14 protein-coding genes are annotated in these 19,511 nt (G+C 65.7%); 10 read left to right on the top strand and 4 right to left on the bottom strand.

The annotated features are described in order from the left end of the window. From I6N89_RS05060 to I6N89_RS05020, 9 genes are all read left to right on the top strand, one after another. The coding region (locus tag I6N89_RS05060; protein WP_207017118.1) for a hypothetical protein at positions 1–248 on the top strand (248 nt) is incomplete at its 5' end. Between the two features lie 41 nt (positions 249–289). After that, positions 290–1,243 (top strand): DUF2971 domain-containing protein, encoded by a 954-nt coding sequence (locus I6N89_RS05055; RefSeq protein ID WP_207017117.1) that lies wholly within the window; start codon positions 290–292, stop codon positions 1,241–1,243. 178 nt (positions 1,244–1,421) lie between these two features. Beyond that, the gene (locus tag I6N89_RS05050; RefSeq protein ID WP_207017116.1) at positions 1,422–2,486 is read left to right on the top strand and encodes a hypothetical protein; all 1,065 of its coding nucleotides are present in this window, start codon (positions 1,422–1,424) and stop codon (positions 2,484–2,486) included. Positions 2,487–2,699: 213 nt separating this feature from the next. Beyond that, positions 2,700–3,473, top strand: coding sequence for a sulfate reduction electron transfer complex DsrMKJOP subunit DsrO (gene dsrO / locus I6N89_RS05045; protein ID WP_236016433.1), 774 nt, complete (start codon positions 2,700–2,702; stop codon positions 3,471–3,473). After that, on the top strand, positions 3,473–4,582 hold the full coding sequence (gene nrfD, locus I6N89_RS05040; protein WP_207017115.1) for an NrfD/PsrC family molybdoenzyme membrane anchor subunit: 1,110 nt from the start codon (positions 3,473–3,475) through the stop codon (positions 4,580–4,582). Before dsrO ends, nrfD begins: the two co-directional genes overlap by 1 nt. Before the next feature lie 12 nt (positions 4,583–4,594). Further along, positions 4,595–7,666 carry a molybdopterin dinucleotide binding domain-containing protein gene (locus I6N89_RS05035; RefSeq protein WP_207017114.1) on the top strand — a complete coding sequence of 1,024 codons (3,072 nt, stop codon included), beginning with the start codon at positions 4,595–4,597 and terminating at the stop codon, positions 7,664–7,666. Between the two features lie 310 nt (positions 7,667–7,976). Further along, a complete protein-coding gene (locus tag I6N89_RS05030; protein WP_328805842.1) occupies positions 7,977–8,996 on the top strand; it encodes an HlyD family secretion protein in 1,020 nt (339 codons plus the stop codon). 4 nt (positions 8,997–9,000) lie between these two features. Further along, entirely contained in the window at positions 9,001–11,703 is a 2,703-nt protein-coding gene (rbbA, locus tag I6N89_RS05025) for a ribosome-associated ATPase/putative transporter RbbA (protein ID WP_207017113.1), read from the top strand. A 2-nt stretch (positions 11,704–11,705) separates the two neighbouring features. Beyond that, the gene (locus I6N89_RS05020) at positions 11,706–12,824 is read left to right on the top strand and encodes an ABC transporter permease (protein ID WP_207017112.1); all 1,119 of its coding nucleotides are present in this window, start codon (positions 11,706–11,708) and stop codon (positions 12,822–12,824) included. Here the strand turns inward: I6N89_RS05020 and I6N89_RS05015 are convergent. Further along, positions 12,821–14,497: a chloride channel protein gene (locus I6N89_RS05015; RefSeq protein WP_207017111.1), complete on the bottom strand. Its 1,677-nt coding sequence runs from the start codon at positions 14,495–14,497 to the stop codon at positions 12,821–12,823. The genes I6N89_RS05020 and I6N89_RS05015 overlap by 4 nt on opposite strands. A 73-nt stretch (positions 14,498–14,570) precedes the next feature. On the opposite strand from I6N89_RS05015, the gene I6N89_RS05010 reads away from it, so the two are divergent. Then, the gene (locus I6N89_RS05010; RefSeq protein WP_207017110.1) at positions 14,571–15,944 is read left to right on the top strand and encodes an FAD-binding oxidoreductase; all 1,374 of its coding nucleotides are present in this window, start codon (positions 14,571–14,573) and stop codon (positions 15,942–15,944) included. A 266-nt stretch (positions 15,945–16,210) separates the two neighbouring features. Here I6N89_RS05010 and I6N89_RS05005 read toward each other — a convergent pair whose 3' ends face one another. The 3 genes from I6N89_RS05005 to I6N89_RS04995 all read right to left on the bottom strand — a co-directional run bounded on the left by I6N89_RS05005 (position 16,211) and on the right by I6N89_RS04995 (position 19,442). Next, positions 16,211–16,792: a retropepsin-like aspartic protease family protein gene (locus I6N89_RS05005; protein ID WP_207017109.1), complete on the bottom strand. Its 582-nt coding sequence runs from the start codon at positions 16,790–16,792 to the stop codon at positions 16,211–16,213. Positions 16,793–16,855: 63 nt separating this feature from the next. Then, complete coding sequence (locus tag I6N89_RS05000) at positions 16,856–17,476, bottom strand: MarC family protein (protein ID WP_076703902.1); 621 nt, start codon at positions 17,474–17,476, stop codon at positions 16,856–16,858. Positions 17,477–17,588: 112 nt separating this feature from the next. Further along, a complete protein-coding gene (locus I6N89_RS04995; protein WP_207017108.1) occupies positions 17,589–19,442 on the bottom strand; it encodes an ABC-F family ATP-binding cassette domain-containing protein in 1,854 nt (617 codons plus the stop codon). Positions 19,443–19,511 lie beyond the last annotated feature (69 nt).

Here is a 19,511-nt window from a genome sequence, read left to right as displayed (position 1 = left end):
GCCAAGATCCTTCCCGCACCGCAGCAATCGCGAAACGCCTGACAGGAAAGGCGCTCGCGCCCCTTTCAGACCTCGATATTCTGCGCTCGCGAACGAGTGTTTTTCCACGGAATCGGCGGGAAGCGGTCGTTCGCTGCGGGCTGCGTGAACGTCTCGTATTCAGGCAAAACTGCTGTTCAATTTACATGGCTACTGATGATTCAGTTCGCGTGGCGTCCCTGCAAGAAGTTCTGTATGCTTCGATGTGAGTATTTGTTCAGAATGTAGCACTATCGATGAAAGCTTAGCGATGGATTTTGATGAGGCGACGATCAAGTTCAATCAGATATTTCAACCGGGGTTGATCGAAGAAACCTTAGCAGTGGTTAGCGAAAACAAGAGGTTCGTTTACTACACATCTGCTGACACAGCGATGAAGGTTCTTCGCAACCAAGAGCTGTGGTTCAGAAACGTGACAGTCATGAATGACTATTCTGAGGTCTCTTACGGGCTTGGATTGATCCGTTCAGTTTTCTCCGGGCCAGAGGGCGCAAGGTTTCGGACTGCGGTCGAGGATATTTATCCCGGCACAATCGAAAAAGCCGAAGAACTTATTGCCGGATGGGAACACGACTGGAAACTTGAAACTTATATTGCGTGTGTATCCGTTCACAATCCAGAGGAAGATCGGCAAGGCAGGCTTTCAATGTGGAGGGCGTACGGAGACACTGCTTTGGTCGTCAACAACACACCAATGATGGCAATCACCGACCTGTTAGCTGTTTTCTCTATTCCTGTGCTCTATCTTTCCGAACACGACTTGTCGGTCTACCTGTCCAAAATCACAGATGCCATTCTCATCAATCGTACTTACTTGAATGGATTGGGGCAGGAGACGCTTGTTGCATACATTCATCAAATGCTTTTTCGGTTCGCGATCGCGACGAAGCATCCGGGTTTTGGGGAAGAAAAAGAGTGGCGCTTGTTCTATCGCCCAACAGAGCGACTGAGTCCGGGGATGACAGAAGAAACTGTCGTTCTGGGTGGCATTCCGCAAAAAATCTTCAAGCTACGTCTTTCCGATGATCCAGAGAATGGGCTGCACGGAGCCGATATCCCCTCCTTACTAGATCGGATCATCGTTGGCCCTACCCAATTTCCATACGTGAGCTATAAGGCATTTGTAGACATTCTTGCGGAGATGGGCGTAGAAGACGCAACTGCCAAGGTTGTTCTTTCTGATATCCCTTTGCGAACCCGATAAAGATACGAGCGCCCAGTAGAACGTCAGGCGAAAAGCAAGACCCTAGTGCCTCTCAGCCCATATAGGACCTGGCATGAACAGCAGGACGGGATGCTTCAGGCACCGTTACGACGGCGCATTGAGAGCAGTAGATCAGGGCGCAGTATGTGAACCTGCGAAGACTTGATCGGAGCGAACAGTGTCAAAGAAGAAATTGAACTCAGCATTGCGCCATCTTTCCGAAAGCGCTTTTGATTTCCTCGAACGGTCGGTGAAAGAGATCAAGACCCACCCGAAATACTCTGTGATCCACTTTGCCACGGCGGTTGAACTGATCCTGAAGGCGCGGCTGATGCGGGAGCATTGGACCCTTGTAGTCGAGCGGACTTCGGATGTGTCAGTGGAAGACTTCATGTCAGGTAAAGCAAAGACCGTGACGCAAGTGGATGCGATCAAGCGGCTGAAAAATGCTTGTGGCGAAAACATTCCGCAGGACGCTGTTACTCAATTTGGCAAGATCGCAGCGCACCGAAATCGCATGATCCATTTTTTCCACGAAGCAGGAAAGAAAAAGGCTGACGACGCGCTTACTGAAGAGATCGTCAAGGAACTATGCTTGTGTTGGTTCCATCTTGAACGCCTGCTTTCGGATTGGGATGACCAGTTCGATGATTTCAAAGATGAGATCGCCACTGTTACTTGGCGGATGAAACGGCTTCGTGCTTACTTGCAGGTGGCGTTCGACCGGATGAAACCCAAAATAGACGCAGCGAAAAAGGTGGGGACCGCCTTCAAAACCTGTTCTGGCTGTGGATTCGATGCGGCAGCCGTGACCGAAGTTTCGGACGTTCTTTTTGAACAGCAGTGCACGGTCTGCGGCTTGGGTGAGGCTTATATCGAAATATCTTGCCCGAACGAATGCGGTGAAATACTGCACATCGACGGACACAACGTCTCGGGTATGGCGTGCGAAAAATGCGGGTACGAGGTAACACCTGAAGACGTGGCCGATGCCTTAGATACGGAATTTTCTGATCCGTCAGAATTTGAACCGCAGATCAACTGCGCCCAGTGTTCCAGTCTTGGAAGCGTGGTTCAACACGGCGAGACGTTTGTTTGCACCGAATGCCTCTATTCTGAGGATTCAGCGCCCCAATGCGATTGGTGCAACGAACGACAGATCGGGGGCGGTGATCTGGAATTCAGCTACCACACCGGGTGCGAGTTTTGCGAGGGGCAGGCGGGCTGGACGAAGGACGACTGATCGATCTGGGCTGGCGGTAGGTTGCCGCGCTAAGCATGAATGTCAACTTCGAGGACTGCCGCAGTGCGGCGCTCGGTCCTAGCGAATGTCGGCTCTGGGCCGTTCACCCCCCTAAGGGTTAACCCCTAACCCCTCCGGGTTTCCTCCAATACCGGCCAAGCCCGCGCGGGCGTAGTCTGGGGGACAGACAGGAACCCGAAGAGGATCAGCTTTATGGACACGAACCGCCGCGGCTTTCTGGGTGCGATGGGGCGGGTGACCATCGGTGCCGCCGCCTCCATGGCGGGCGCCGGCCAGTCCGCGCAAGCCGCTACCGACAAACCGCACATTCCGCATTGGGGCATGGTGGTCGATCTGCGCAAATGCATCGGCTGCCAGGCCTGCACCGTCGCCTGCATCATGGAAAACGACGTGCCGGAGGACAGTTTCCGCACCCATGTCAGCGTCTACGAGGTGCTGAAGGAGGGCGGCGATCCGGCCATGGTCATGCTGCCGCGCCTCTGCAACCATTGCGACGATCCGCCCTGCGTGCCGGTCTGCCCGGTCGAGGCGACCTTCAAGCTGGAGACCGGCGAGGTGGTGGTGGACAACACGAAATGCGTGGGCTGCGCTTATTGCGTGCAGGCCTGCCCCTATGACGCGCGGTTCATCAACCACGAGACGCAGACCGCCGACAAATGCACCTTCTGTTTCCACCGCACCAGCGCCGGGCTCTTGCCCGCCTGCGTGGAGACCTGCGTCGGCGGCGCGCGCAATTTTGGCGATCTCGACGACCCCGAGAGCGAAGTGTCGCGGATGCTGCGCGAGAACGAGGTCTCGGTGCTGCGCCCCGAGATGCACACCAATCCCAATGTCTATTACATCGGGCTCGACGCGGTGCTCGACGGGCGCGTGGCCGGGGAGGCCGCCTATCGTCCGCCGCTGACCACTGAGCCCCAAGCCCACGGGCTCGGTGCCGAGCCCCAGCCCCAAGGGGAGGATGCGTGATGCAGATCCATGAACTTGTCGGTGCCGTGCACGAGGCCGCCTGGCTGCCCTGGGCGGTGCAGTATTTCTTCCTCATCGCGCTCTCGGCCACGGCGCTGCTGATGGCGCTGCCGGGGCTGGCGCTGGGGCGCGTCGCGGCGCTGCCGCGCGCAAGGCTGGCGCTCATGGTGGCGGTGACCACCGGCATCACCGCGCCCATCGCGCTGCTGGCCGATCTGCATCAGCCAGGGCGGTTCTGGGAATTCTTTCTCTACACCAACAGCAGCTCCTGGATGGCCTGGGGCGCCTGGTTCGTGCCCTCCTATGTGGGGCTGATCGTGGCCTTCGCCTGGGCGGTGCATCGTCCGGGGCTTTACGCGCTGGGGCAGGAAAGCTGGCGGTTCAACTGGCTCTTCCGCTGGCTGTCGCTGGGGGGTGCGTCCAACGGTTTTGTGAGGCCCTTAGGCATCGCTGCGGGCGCGGCTGCGCTGCTGGTGCTGATCTATACCGGTGCCGAGGTCTATGTGGTGCGCGCCCGTCCGCTCTGGAACACGCCCTTCCTGCCGCTGCAATTCGCCGCCACCGGCTTTGTCGGCGCGCTCGGGCTGATGCTGGTGCTGGAGCGGGTGCTCTGCCGCGAGCCGGCGCTCGAGGCGCGGCTCAACCGGGCGCTGGCTCTAGCACTCGGGGTGGTTGCGGTGCTGGGGGCGGCCTGGTTCGCGCTGGCGCTCTCGGGGCTCTCGCCCCGGCACAGCGAGGCGCTGGCCTCGGTCGCGGGTTTCCCGGTCTGGCAGAAGATCGCGCTCTGGGGCGCCGTCTCGGTCGCCGTGCCCTTCGTGCTGGCGCTGGTCTCGCCGTCGCGCACCGGCTGGGTGACCGGGCTCATCGCCATACACGCCGCCTGGATGTTCCGCTGGACCGTCTTCATGGGCGGGCAGGCGGTGCCGAAAGTGGGCTCCGGCCTCTATGACGCGCTGCTGCCTGCGGGGCTCGACGGGCTCATGGGGGTGATCGGCACCTTCGGGCTCTGGCTCTTCCTGCTCATCGCCTACACCACCTTCATTCCCTGGACCGAGGCAAGCGCGCCCGCCGATGGCGCAGTTCCCGCCCGTCCCGCAACCTCGCATTGAGGAGAGACAGCCATGTCCACCCGCCGCAACATCCTGAAAGGCGCCGCCGCCACCGGTGCGCTCGCCACCTTCGGTGTGGGCTATGCCGACACGCTGAAGAAGCTCGCCAAAGGCCACTGGTCGGGCGAGCGGCCCGACAAGGCGCTGGCCGGCAACGCGCCCGACCCGGAATACCGCATCGACCCGGAGACCGGCGATCTGGCGCTGAATCCCGACCAGGCGCTGAGCTACACCATGTGCATCGGCTGCACGACCATGTGCGGTGTGCGCGTCAGGGTCGACAAGACCCGCAACGAGGTGCTGCGCGTCGCGGGCAACCCCTATTCGCCGATGAGCACCGATCCGTTCATCCCCTACGAGACCTCGGTGCGCGACAGCTTCAGAGCGATGGCGCAGACCGGCGCGGGGCAGGGGCTGACCAACCGCTCCACCGCCTGCGGGCGCGGCAATGCGGTGCTGCAACAGGTGACCAACCCGCGCCGGGTGCTGAAACCGATGAAGCGGGTCGGGCCGCGCGGTTCGGGCGAATGGCAGACCATCAGCTTCGAGCAGCTGGTCGAAGAGGTGGTCGAGGGCGGCGACCTCTTCGGCGAGGGCCGGGTGGCCGGGCTGCGCGAGATCCGCAATCTGGAGACCCCCGCCGTCGAGGGCGCGCCGGAATACGGGCCGCGCGCCAACCGTCTGGTCTGGATGAATTGCGTCGATGACGGGCGGGACAATTTCGCCCTGCGCTGGCTCAAGCAGAGCTTCGGATCGAACAACTTCACCCGGCACGGTTCCTATTGCGGCGGGGCGTATCGCTCGGGCTCCGGCGCGCTCTTTGGCGATGTGAAGAAGATGCCGCATGCCAAGCCGGATTTCTCGGAGGCCGAGTTCATCATCTTCGCCGGCACCGCGCCGGGCAATGCCGGCAACCCGTTCAAGCGGGTGGGCGCGCTGGTCGCCCAGGCCCGCGCCACCGGCAAGCTGACATATGTGGTGGTCGATCCGGTGCTGAACAATGCGCAGAACGCGCCCTCGGGCAACCGCGCGCGCTGGCTGCCGATCAAGCCGGGCACGGACGGGGCGCTCGCCATGGGCATGATGCGCTGGATGTTCGAGAACGACCGGATCAACGCGGCCTATCTCGCCCAGCCCTCGCAGGCCGCCGCCGACGCGGCGGGAGAGGCCAACTGGACCAATGCCACCCATCTGGTGGTGGTCGAGGACGGGCATAAACGCTTTGGCCGCATGCTGCGCGGCTCTGACATCGGGCTCGCTGTCGCGGGTGAGCCCTATACCGACGCCGACCCCTATATGGTGGCGTCGGACTCCGGCCCCGTCCCTGCCGGAGACTCGGCCGCGCCGCTCCTTTTCGACGGCGTGGCCGGGACGGCGGGCGGCCCGGTGGCGGTCAAGACCGCGCTGACGCTGCTGCGCGAGGAGGCCATGGCGCAGAGCCTCGACGCCTATGCGCAGGATTGCGGCATCCCCGCCGAGACCATCGCCGGGCTCGCCCGTGAGTTCACCTCGCACGGGCGCAAGGCGGCGGTGAACAGCCATGGCGGCATGATGAACGGTTCGGGCTTTTATAACGCCTGGGCGCTCACAATGCTCAACACGCTGATCGGGAACCTGAACTGGAAGGGCGGCACGATGATCGCAGGCGGCGGCTTCCCCGAGACCAAGGGGCCGGCCTACGATCTTGCGAGCTTCCCCGGCGCGGTGACGGCCAGGGGGCTGCCTTATGGGCGCAACGCGCCATATGAGAAGACCGCCGAGTTCAGGGCCAAGCAGGCGGCGGGCAGGCCCTATCCGGCGGAGGGGCCCTGGTATCCGCAGGCGCCGGGGCTTGCCACGGAGTGGATCAGCTCGCTGGTCAATGGCTACCCATACCACGCCGAGGCGCTGATTTTCCGCAACACCAACCCGGTCTACGGCATTCCCGGCATCGCCCATGTGATGGATAGGCTGAAGGATCCGGCGGTGGTGCCGCTGATCATCTCGGTCGATCCCTTCATCAACGAAAGCTCGGCCATCGCCGACTACATCGTGCCGGATTCGGTGATGTACGAGACCTGGGGGTTCACCAAGCCCTGGGGCGGGGTGGCGACCAAGGCGACCACGGCGCGCTGGCCGGTGATCGAGCCGCGCATGGCGCAGAACGCCGAAGGGCAGCGTGTGGGGCTGGAGAGTTTCCTCATCGCCACCGCCAAGCGTATGGGGCTGCCGGGCTTCGGCGAGGCGGCGATCCCGGACGCCGAGGGCAACCTGCACCCGCTCAATCGCGCCGAGGACTGGTATCTGCGCGGCGCGGCCAATGTGGCGCTGCTCGGCGCTCCGGTGGGCGATGCCAGCGATGACGATATCGAACTCTCCGGTGTCTCGCGCATCCGCGCCGATCTGGAGGCGGTGCTGAAACCCGGGGAATGGCGCAAGGCCGCGACGATCTATGCCAAGGGCGGGCGCTACGAGAATATCGAACAGACCTATACCGGCGAGCGCGCCACCCATGCCTTTGCCGCGCCGATGCAGATCTGGAACGAGGCGGTGGGCAGCTTCCGCCGCGCCTCGACCGGCAAGCGCATGCCCGGCACCGCCTGCTGGCGGGTGCCCGAGTTCGCCGACGGCTCCAGGGTGGCGGAGCATTACCCCGATGCCGACTGGCCGGTGAAGCTGGTAAGCTTCAAATCGCCGCTCCAGAACTCCTATTCGGTGGGGGCGAAGGCGCTGCTCAGGATCGTTGCCGCCAACCCGGTGATGATCGGGCGCGACGTGGCCGAGCCGCGCGGCATCGCGACGGGCGATATGGTGCGGCTCACCACGCCGGGCGGGCAGCTCGACAGCGTCGCGGTGGTGCGCGATGGGTTGGCGCCGGGCACGGTGGCGATCGAGCACGGCTTTGGCCATCGCGGCTTTGGCGCCGAGGACATCACCATCGACGGCCAAACAACGCCCGCCGACCCGCGACTTGCCGCAGGGGTGCTGCTCAACGATCTGGGCATGATGGACCCGACGCGCGAGAAGGCCGGCGTCTGGGTGGATCCGGTCTCGGGCACCGCCGTGCGCCAGGGCCTGCCCGCGCGGGTCGAGCGGATCGGCTGAATCGGCGCAAGACGCCCCGCCGCAGCTGCTGTGGCGGGGCTTTTCGATTTGGAGCATTGCGTGAGGAGGCACATCGGTGGATGGCTCGTTTACTGCATCAGGATTGATCTGTAATATATTATTTTAAATCGATAATGTAGTGGATGATCTGAGGTCTCTGGCCCAGGGAAAGGCGCCCGCGCCCGCGCCTGCGTCATCTCGGCATTTTTTGCGCTCTTCGGTCTCGGGCTCTGGTGTCTCCCGCGTATGAAACTAAACTGCGCCGTACAGTGCCGAGTCTGCCCGACACATCCACAAGGAGGCCCCGCAAGTGATCCGTTCGAGCCGCTTTTTCCTCTCTCTCGCGCTTGCCGCAGCACCCCTTGCCCTGATACCCGCGCCCGCCGCCATGGCTGAAACCAAATTCGAGGCGCTGCTGGCGCGCTTTAGCGGTGAGGACCGCTATGAGGGCATCGCCAGCTCCAATGGCAGGATTGAGGCGCAAAGCGTTGACGTGGCGACGAAATATGCCGGGCGCGTGACCGAGGTTCTGGCCGATGAGGGCGATGTCGTCGAGGCCGGCACGGTGCTGGCACAGCTCGACGACCGCGACACCCAGGCGCAGCTTCTGGCGGCGCAGGCGGCGGTGATGCAGGCACAGGCGGGCAAGCAGGTGGCCGAGGCCAGCGTCATGCAGGCGCAAAGCGCCCTGGATGTGGCGCAGACGAATTTCGATCGGGTCACCCAGCTTCACACCGACGGCCATGCCAGCCAGAGCGCGCTCGACGATGCCACCAACGCGCTCAACTCGGCCAAGGCCTCGCTGGCCTCGGCCAAGGCGCAGGTCAGCAATTCCGACGCGCAGATCGCCGCCGGCGAGGCCGAGGTCGAGCGGCTCAAGATCGCGCTCGACGATCTCACCATCCGCGCGCCGATCCGGGGTCGGGTGCTCTACCGGCTGCGCGAGCCGGGTGAGGTGATCTCGGCCGGCGCGCCGGTGATGACCATGCTCGATCTGGCCGATGTCTATATGAACCTCTACCTGCCGGCGCCGGTGGTCGGCACCCTCGCCGCCAATGACGAGGCGCGGCTGATCCTCGATCCGGTCCCGCAATACGTGATTCCGGCGCGGGTCACCTTCATCTCGCCGCAGGCGCAGTTCACGCCGAAAAGCGTCGAGACGGCGAAGGAGCGCGAGGAGCTGGTGTTCCGCGTCAAGCTGACCATCCCCCGCGACCTGCTGGAGAAATTCGAGAACCGGGTGAAATCCGGGGTGCGGGGCCTGGGCTTTGTGCGCGCGGAGCCGGGGGCGGAGTGGCCCGAGGATCTGGCGGTCAACGTGCCGGAGTAAGCCCATGGCATTCGTCGCGGAGCTGGACGGCGTCAGCCATCGCTACGGCGCCACCACGGCGCTGGATTCGGTGTCGCTGAAGATCCCCGCCGGCTGCATGGCCGGGCTGATCGGCCCGGACGGGGTGGGCAAATCGACCCTGCTGGGGCTGGTCGCCGGCGTGCGCAGGCTTCAGGAGGGCGGTGTCACCACGCTCGGCGAGGACATGGCGCAGGCTTCGGCCCGCGTGCGGGTGGCGCCGCGCGTCGCCTATATGCCGCAGGGGCTGGGGCGGAACCTCTCGACCACGCTGACGGTGCGCGAGAATCTCGATTTCTTCGGGCGCCTCTTCGGCCAGCCCGCCGACGAGCGCGCCGCCCGGATCGAGATGCTGCTGGAGGCCACCGGGCTCGCGCCGTTCCCGGACCGTCCGGCGGGCAAGCTCTCGGGCGGGATGAAGCAGAAGCTCAGCCTCTGCTCGGCGCTCATTCACGACCCCGACCTGCTGATCCTCGATGAGCCCACCACCGGTGTCGATCCGCTGTCGCGGCGGCAGTTCTGGGATCTGATCGACCGGATCCGCGGCCATATGCCGGGCATGAGCGTGATCGTCGCCACCGCCTATATGGAAGAGGCGGAGCGGTTCGACTGGCTGGCGGCGATGGATGCGGGCCGGGTGATTGCCGAGGGCAGCCCCGCCGCGCTGCATGAGCAGAGCGGCACCGAGACGCTGGAAGAGGCCTTTTTGCACCTGCTCCCCGAGGGCGCCGATCACAGCCCCGTGGTGCTGCCGCCGCGCGAGGCGCGGGACGGCGAGGTGCCCGCCATCGAGGCGCAGGGGCTGACCAAGCGGTTCGGCGATTTCACCGCCGTCGACAATGTCGGGTTCACCATTCCCGAAGGCGAGATCTTTGGCTTTCTCGGCTCCAACGGCTGCGGCAAATCCACCACGATGAAGATGCTCACCGGGCTTCTGGAGCCCAGCGAGGGCACGACGCGGCTCTTTGGCGAGGAACTGAAGGCCTCGGACATGCAGAGCCGGCTGCGCATCGGCTACATGTCGCAGAGCTTTTCGCTCTATACCGAGCTGACCGTGCGCCAGAACCTGACGCTGCACGCGGAGCTTTACGGCATTCCCGCCGAGCGCCGGAGCGCGCGGGTGGAGGAGGTGCTCGACGCCTATGAGCTGCGCGACGAGGCCGACGAACTGCCCGACGGGCTGCCGCTCGGCCAGAAACAGCGCTTGCAGCTCGCGGTGGCGGTGATCCACAATCCGCGCATCCTGATCCTCGACGAGCCGACCTCGGGCGTCGATCCGCTGGCGCGGGATGCGTTCTGGCGCCGGCTGATCCGGCTCTCGCGCGAAGACGGGGTGACGATCTTCATCACCACCCATTTCATGAACGAGGCCGAGCGCTGCGACCGCATTTCGCTGATGCATGCGGGCAAGGTGCTGGAGATGGGCGCCCCCGACGAGATCGTCGCGCGGCGCGGCGCCGAGACGCTGGAAGACGCCTTTATCGACGCGCTGGAAGAGGAGATGGGCCGCGACGATCACGCGGCGGCACCGGTCTATGAGGCGACGCCGGCGAAGCGCGGCGCGCTGCGGCAGGCACTGACGCGGCTCTGGGCCTATAGCTGGCGCGAGACGCTGGAGCTGGCGCGCGATCCGATCCGCCTGTTCTTTGCGCTGGTGGGCCCTGTGCTGCTGCTGCTGACCATGGGCTACGGCATCTCCTTCGATGTGGACGAGCTGAGCTTTGCGGTCAACGATCAGGATCACAGCCCGGAGAGCCGGGCACTGATCGACGAATTCGCGTCGATCCGGCAGTTCCGCGAAGGGCCGCCCTTTGCCTCGCTCGAGGCGCTCAACGACCGGATGGAGCGCGGCGATCTGACCGTGGCGCTGGAGATCCCCGAGGGCTATGGCCACGATCTGCACCGGGGCGCGGTGCCCGAGGTCTCGATCTGGATCGACGGCGCCATGCCGTTCCGCGCCGAGACCACGCGCGGCTATGCCATGGGCGTGCTCGACGCCTACGCCGCCCGTCAGGCCGCCGAGACCGGCAGCGCCGGCGGCGTGCCGCTGGAGATCGAGACGCGCTATCTCTTCAATCAGGCCTTCCGCAGCGCCAATGCCATGGTGCCCTCGCTGCTGATGCTGATCCTGATGCTGATCCCGGCGATCATGTCGGCGGTGAGCGTGGTGCGCGAGAAGGAGACCGGCACCATCGCCAATTTCCGCTCGACCCCGGTGCGGCGGGCGGAATTCCTGGTCGGCAAGCAGCTTCCTTACGTCGCGCTGGCCTGGGTCAGCTTCTGGATCCTCGCGGCGATGGGGCGCTGGCTGTTCCAGGTGCCGTTCAGCGGCAGCCTCGGCGCGCTTGCGGCGATCACGGTGGTCTATGTGCTGGCGACGACCGGCTTCGGTCAGCTCATCTCCACCTTCACCCGCACGCAGGTCTCGGCGGTGTTTGCCACGGCGGTGCTGGCGATCATCCCCACGGTGAATTTCTCCGGCCTGATCGTGCCGGTCTCGTCGATGAGCGAGACCGGGCGGATCTTTGGCTTGGGCTTTCCCGGCGGCTGGTATCAGCCGGTGACCGTGGGCACCTTCGTCAAGGGCTTCGGCTGGCCGGATGTGGCGATGAACGGGCTGATCCTCGCCGGGTTCGGGCTGGCCTATCTGCTGGTCGCGGTGCTGGCCCTGAGAAAGCAGGAGGCGTGAGGATGCAGGCGCTGTTCAACACCCTCCGCCTGACGCTCAAGGAGCTGCGCGCGATCCGTCGCGACACGGTGATGCTGGTGCTGATGGTCTATGTCTTCTCGGTGGCCATCGTCATGGTGACCAATGCCGCCTCGACCGAGGTGCGCGACCTCTCCGTCGCGGTGGTGGACGAGGATCATTCGCAGCTCTCGCGGCGCCTGACCGATGCCATCCAGCCGCCGCTCTTTGCGGCGCCGGTGCCGCTCTCGCCCGAGGAGGCGGCCAGGGCGCAGACCGCCGGAGAGTATGTGCTGGTGCTGTCGATCCCGCCGGAATTCGAGCGCAACCTGCGCGCCGGCGAGGCGGCGACGCTTCAGGTTCTGGTCGATGCCACGGCGGTGGCGCAGGCGGGCAATGGCGCATCGTTCCTCCAGCGCACGGTGGCGCAGGAGCTGACCGATTACCTGAGCCCGGGCGCGAGCGGCGCCGAGCTGGTGGATGTGGTCTTCCGCACGAGGTTCAACCCGAATTTCACCGCGAGCTGGTTCGCCTCGGTGATGCAGCTCATGAACAATGTCACCATCCTGACGCTGATCCTGTCGGGCTCGTCGCTGATCCGCGAGCGCGAGCACGGCACCATCGAGCATGTGCTGGTGATGCCGATCCGCCCGGTGGAGATCGTGCTCTCCAAGATTCTCGCCACCGGCGCGGTGATCCTGCTGGGCTCGGTGCTCAGCCTGGTGCTGGTGGTCGAGGGGGTCATGGGCGTGCCGGTGGCGGGCTCGCTCGGGCTCTATGTGCTGGGGGCGGGGATCTATGTGGTGGCGATTGCCAGCCTCGGGCTGCTGATGGCGAGCTTTACCAGCAATATGGGCCAGTTCGGGCTGCTGGTGATCCCGGTGATCATCGTGATCTTCATGCTGTCGGGGGGCATCACGCCGCTGGAATCCATGCCCGGCTGGCTGCGTCTGGTGATGCAGATCTTCAGCCCCTCGCCGCATTTCGTGGCGTTTTCGCAGACCGTGCTCTATCGCGGCGGCGGGGTCGATCTGGTGGCCGGCGATCTGCTGGCGATGGCGGTCATGGCCTGCGTGGCGCTGGCCATCGTGCTGGCACGGTTCCGCAAGGTGCTGGCGGGCTAGGAATGCTCTTCCGCCGCCGTCGCCGCCAGCGCGCGGTTATAGGCCTTGAGCGCATCCACATGGAACAGCGCGCCCTGAAGGAGCGGCGTCTGCTCCTCGCCCTCCAGCACCACCACCGGCAGGAAGGCCACGCCGGATTTCTCGAAGCGCGGCAGCGCGGTCTCCAGCGTCGCCGTGACCTGCACGTAGAGCCCCTGGTCGATCATCCGCAGGCAGGCCTCCTCGTCGGCGGCGCCGGGATCGTCGGGCTTGCGCATGACGCCCGCCACCCGGAACATCGCCAGCAGATAGGCCTGCGGCCCCGCCGCCAGATGCACGTTGCGGCGTTCGAGCTGGGTGAGAAAGAAGCTGCGGTCGACCAGCCGCGAGGCCACCGCCGTGGACATCGACACCGAGACCATCACCGCGAGCCCGGTCTGCCAGTCGCCGGTCAGCTCGAAGACGATCAGCGTGGTCGAGATCGGCGCCCCCAGCACCGAGGCCGCCACCGCGCCCATGCCGGCCAGCGCATAGAGGGTGAAGGCCGAGCTCTGATCGGGAAAGATCCCGGTGGCGATATGGGCAAAGGCCAGCCCGGTCAGCGCGCCGACCATCAGCGAGGGCGAGAACACCCCGCCGCCCATGCGCCCCGCCATGGTGACCGAGACCGCCGCCACCTTGACGGCGGCAAAGGCCATCGCCTGGCTCAGAAGCAGCGTGCCGGTGAGCGCGCGCGAGGTGGTCTCGTATCCGACGCCGATGATATGCGGAAAGCGGATCGCGACGACGCCGAGCAGCAGCCCGGCCACGGCGGGGCGCAGCCAGTGCGGCAGGCCCAGCCACCTCTGGATGCGGTTGCCGATGTTTTCCGACCAGAAGATCGCCTGCATCATCAGCACCGCCACCAGCCCGCAGACCAGCCCCATCAGGAAAAAGGCGGGCAGTTCGAGATAGAACTCCACCGTGGTGGTGCCGGGCAGGATGAACTCGGTGACATCGCCAAAGGCCAGCCGGTTGATCACCGTGCCGGCGGCGCTTGCCACCACGATGGGGGCGAAGGCATGCAGGGCGAAATGGCGCAGCACCACCTCCAGCCCGAAGAGCGCGCCGGCGATGGGGGCGTTGAAGCTTGCCGAGACCGCGGCGGCCACCGCGCAGCCCAGCAGGTCGCGCCCGGTGATGCCGTCGACCCGCAGCAGGTTCGACACCCAGGAGGCGATCATCGCGGCGATATGCACGACCGGCCCCTCGCGGCCGGTGGAACCGCCGGTGGAGAGGGTGATCCAGGAACACAACGCAGAGGCGATCCCTGCCTTTTTTTCCACCCGTCCGTCATTCAGCGCCGCGCCCTCGATCACGTCCGAGACCGAGCGCACGCGCCCGTCCGGGGTAAAGAACTGCACGATGAGCCCGACCGCGAGCCCGCCGCAGACCGGGATCACCAGCACCCAGATCCAGGGCAGGGTCTGGGCAAAGCTGGCCAGTGTGTTGACGTCTTCGACGCCATAAAGCGCGGCCTGCAAGCGGTTGATCGCGAAGCGGAAAAGGATGGCGGCAAAGCCCGAGGCGACGCCGACGACCAGCGCGATCAGCCAGAAGGTGACCTGTCCCGGCGCCTTGTGGCGCAGCTGATCCCAGCCGCGCCCGCAGACGGCGCGGGTGTCCTGCCATTGCCGGGCCAAGCCCCTTGACATTCCGTGTCCCCTTTGGCTTTCGCAGGGCTTGTGGCGGCGCTAATGTCGCCCCCGGACGATCCGGAGGTTCTTAATGTCCATCGCAACAGCCCTCGACGCTATCGCCTTACTCCTAGGCGAACGGCTCAGCAGGTCCAAGTCCGAACTGACCGCGCACGGTCGCTCGGAATCCTATTTCCCGCTGACGCCGCCCGACGCGGTGGCCTATCCCGAAAGCACCGAGGAGGTGCAGGCGCTGGTGGCGATCTGCGCCGAACACGGCTGCCCGGTGACCGGCTGGGGGGCGGGCACCTCGCTGGAGGGCCACGGGCTCGCGGTCAGGGGCGGCGTGGTGGTGGATTTCGCCCGCATGAACAAGGTGCTGGAGATCCGTCCCACGGATATGGATGTGACGGTGCAGCCCGGCGTAACCCGCGAGGCGCTGAACGAAGAGCTGCGCGCCACGGGGCTGTTCTTTCCGGTCGATCCCGGCGCCAACGCCTCGCTGGGCGGCATGGCGATGACGCGGGCCTCGGGCACCACCACGGTGCGCTACGGCACGATGCGCGACAATGTGCTGGGGCTTCAGGTGGTGCTGGCGGACGGGCGGGTGATCCGCACCGGCACGCGGGCGCGCAAGAGCGCGGCGGGCTATGATCTTACCGCGCTGATGGTGGGCTCGGAGGGCACGCTGGGACTGGTGACCGAGCTGACCCTGCGCCTGCATGGGGTGCCCGAAGCGACCAGCGCGGGCATCTGCGCCTTTCCCGATATGGGATCTGCGGTGACGGCGGTGATGGAGGTGATCCAGATGGGCATCCCCATGGCGCGGATCGAATTCGTCGACGACGCGACGGCGCGCGCCTTCACCGCCTATTCCGGCATGGAGATGGCAGAGGCGCCGCATCTGCTGGTGGAGTTTCACGGCTCGCCCGAAAGCGTGGCGCAGGATGCCGAGCGCTTCGGCGAGATTGTCGCCGATCACGGTGCCTCGCCCTTCCGCTGGTCGGCGCGGGAGGAGGAGCGCCGGGCGCTCTGGGCGCTGCGGCACAACGGCTATTACGCCATCCTCGCGGCGCGCAAGGGCAGCCGCGCGGTGGTGACCGATATGTGCGTGCCGATTTCGCAGCTTGCGCGGGCGGTGGAGGAAACCCAGGCCGATATCGCCGCCAGCGGCGTGCCGGGGCCGATCCTCGGCCATGTGGGGGACGGAAATTTCCACGCGGTGTTGCTGGTCGACCCCGAGCAGCCCGCCGAGCTGGAGACGGCCAAACAATTGTCGCACCGCATGGCCGAGCGCGCGCTTGCGCTTGGCGGCACCTGCACCGGCGAGCATGGCGTGGGGCAAGGCAAGATCGGTTTCATGGAGGCCGAGCACGGCGCCGGCTGGGACGTGATGGGCGAGATCAAGCGCGCGCTCGACCCGCAGGGGTTGATGAACCCGGGCAAGCTGGTGCGGCAGGGGTAGCAGGCGGGCCTTTTGGCGGGTGATGGAGCGGTGGGCAGGATTGCCCACCCTACGGTGCGTCCGGTGGTGCGGTGCGAAACGCTGACGAGAAGAATGACTCGCCCCGGACCCGATCCGGGGCCTCAGCGGTCGGCACGAAGAGTGATCGGTCGTCTGGCTTGGTACAGGCACCACAGGCGACTGAGCAAAAGAACGACAAAAGTGACCGCCCAGAGCAACCGCTGAGGCCCCGGATCGGGTGGGGCGGGAGCCAAGGGGACTTGCGCTCAGCGCTCCAGAATCAGCCGACCGCCGGAGATCTCCAGCCGTTCGAACCGTTGCAGATAGCTCATCCCGAGCAGCGAGGTCTGCATGGTGCCGCCATTGACATAGGCACGCACGCCGCGGTCGGTGAACGGCCCCAGCGCCACCTCGTCGAGCCTCACCGGCGCGGTGCGCACGATGCCGTTCGCGGTGCTCGCCTCGCCATGGAACATCAGGCCCTCGGCGTCGAGCCCGGCGCGCTCGGCGTCCTGCTGGGTCAGCACCATGCCGGTGGCGCCGGTGTCGATGACGAAGCGCGTCGGCACGCCGTTGATGTCGAGCGAGACATAGTAATGCCCGTCCGGCGCGCGCGGCAGTTCGACCCGGCCCTCATCGGCGAACACCGCCTGGCTCGGCATCACCGTCTGACGGATATCGCCCCAGAGCCCGACAGCGGCGATGGCCCCGAGAAAGATCAGCCCCCAGACGGCGAGATATTGCAGCTTTTGCCCCAGCCTTTCGCGGTTCTGGACAAACATCCAGATCACCAGAACGGCGCCGAGCAGTCCGAGATAGGCGAGATGTCCGTAATCGAATTCCGTCAAGGCCCGTGCTCCGCTGGTTCCGCTATGCTGTATGTAGGCGTGGGCGGCAGGTGTGAACAGGGGTCAGACCAGCGCACCGATATTGCGCAGCCCGTCGATGACGAACTGCACCGAGAGCGCCGCCAGCAGCATGCCAAGGAGACGCGTCACCACCACGATTCCGGTATGGCCGAGCGCCCGCTCGATCATTCCGGCGCTGAGAAACAGCGTCAGCACCACCAGCAGCACCGCCACCATCACGCCCAGCACCGCCGCCATTTCGAGGCCGGACGCCGTCTGCCCGGTGAGCAGGATCATCGTGGCGATGGCGCCGGGGCCGGCAATCAGCGGGATGGCGATGGGAAAGACCGACGGATCGGGCAGGGACTCCTCTTCGCCGGCCTTGTCCTCGCGCCGTTTCGAGCGGCGTTCGAACAGCATGTCGAGCGCGGTCAGGAACAGCAGGATGCCGCCGGCGATGCGGAAGGCGGGCATTGAGATGCCGATAAAGCCCAGCACCGCCTCGCCGAAGAAGGTAAAGAGCAGCAGGATCAGCGCCGCGATGATGCAGGCCCGCAGCGCCACCGCGCGGCGATGACGGGCATCGGCGCCCTGCGTCAGCGCGATGAAGATCGGCGTCAGGCCGATCGGGTCGATCACCACGAAGAGCGTGGCAAAGGCGGTGACGAGAAAGGCGGGCTCCATGCCTCAGGGGTAGGGGCTGGCGGGCAGCTTGTCCAGCGCGCCGGGCCTGAGGGCGGCGCGGGGCGGCAGAGGCCGGGCAGGAGTATTTGCCGGAAAGATGAAGGGGCGGGGCTCAGCGCGCCTCCGCCGTCTCCAGCTTTTCCAGCGCCGTTTCCCAGAGCGCCTCGGCGCGATGCAGCCCGTCCATGACCTCGGCGTATTTCTTGTTCCAGGTCTCCAGCTCGCCGGCGCGCCCGTCTTCGTAGAGCGCGGGGTCGGCGAGTTTCTTGGCGAGCTTCTCGCGCATCTCCTCGATCTTTTCCACCCGCGCCTCGCATTTGCGGACCTCCGAGCGCAGCGCGAGGATCGCGTCGCGCGAGGGTTTCGGCGGTTTCGGTGCGGCGGGTTTCTCGGGCCTGGCGGGCTTCTCCTGCGTCAGCAGCAGGGAGCGATAGGCGTCGAGATCGTCCTCATAGGGCTTTACCGTGCCGTCCTTGACCAGCCACAGCCGGTCGGCCACCAGGCTCAGCAGGTGCATGTCGTGGCTGACGAGGATCACCGCGCCGGAATATTCCGTCAGCGCCTCGACCAGCGCCTCGCGGCTCTCGATATCGAGGTGGTTGGTGGGCTCGTCGAGGATCAGCATATGCGGCGCGTCCAGCGTCGCCAGCAGCAGCGACAGCCGCGCCTTCTGCCCGCCCGAGAGCCGGCCCACCTCGGTCTCCGCCTGCGCCGCCATCAGCCCGAAGCCCGCGAGCTGGGCGCGCAGCTTCGCGGGCGCCGTGTCGGGGCGCTCGCGCTGGAGATGTTGCAGGGGTGTTTCGTCGAGATGCAGCTCGTCCACCTGATGCTGGGCGAAATAGCCGATGCGCAGCTTGGAGCTGCGGGTCATCTTGCCCTGCATCAGAGGCAGCCGGTCGGCCAGCAGCTTCGACAGCGTCGATTTGCCCTGACCGTTGCGGCCCAGGAGCGCGATGCGGTCGTCCTGGTCGATGCGCAGATCCAGCCGTTGCAGCACCTGGCGCTCGCCATAGCCCGTCGCGCCGCCCTCCAGCGCCACGATGGGCGGTGAGAGCTGGTCGGGCTGCGGGAAGCTGAACACCCGCTTGGCGGCATCCTCGGGCGCGGTGATGGTCTCCATCCGCGCGATCATCTTGAGCCGCGCCTGCGCCTGCTTGGCCTTGGAGGCCTTGGCGCGGAACCGGTCGACAAAGCTTTGCAGATGCGCCCGGCGCTCGTCCTGCTTGCGGGCGGCGGCGGCCTGCACCGCGCGGCGCTCGGCCCGGGTGCGGGCGAAGGTGTCGTAGCCGCCCTGGTAGAGCGTCAGCTTGCGCGCCTCCAGATGCAGGATCGCGCCCACCGCGCGGTTCAGCAGCCCGCGGTCGTGGCTGATCACGATCACCGTATGCGGGTAGCGCGTCAGATAGCTTTCCAGCCAGAGCGCGCCTTCGAGGTCGAGATAGTTGGTCGGCTCGTCGAGCAGCAACAGGTCGGGCTGGGCAAAGAGCACGCCGGCCAGCGCCAGCCGCATCCGCCAGCCGCCGGAGAAATCCGAGCTCGGGCGCTGCTGATCCGCCTCGCTGAAGCCCAGCCCCTTGAGGATCGACGCGGCGCGCCCCTCTGCCGACCAGGCGTCGATATCGGCGAGCCGGGTCTGCACCTCGGCGATGCGATGCGGATCGGTGGCGGTCTCGGCCTCGGCCATCAGCGCGGCGCGCTCGGCATCGGCGGCCAGCACCGTCTCGATCAGCGACATGTCGTTTGCCGGCGCCTCCTGCGCCACGCCGCCGATGCGGGCGCGCTCGGGCAGGGAGATCTCGCCCCCGTCCAGCGTCAGCTCGCCCCGGATCAGCCGGAAGAGCGTGGTCTTGCCGGCGCCGTTCGGCCCCACGAGCCCGACCTTGTGGCCGGCGGGAATCACGGCGGAGGCGCCCTCGAACAGAGGCCGGCCCTCGATGGAAAAGGAAATATCGTCGATCCGTAGCATGGAGGCGCTCTAGCAGAGCGCCGCGCCGGCGGAAATCCCCCATGGTCTTCCATTGGCAGGAAATATCCC

It is taken from the genome of Salipiger abyssi, assembly GCF_017311415.1.
GTDB classification, from domain to species: Bacteria; Pseudomonadota; Alphaproteobacteria; order Rhodobacterales; family Rhodobacteraceae; genus Salipiger; species Salipiger abyssi_A.
The sequence above is the reverse complement of the archived record's forward strand: the minus strand, read 5'-3'. Positions and strand labels throughout refer to the sequence as shown.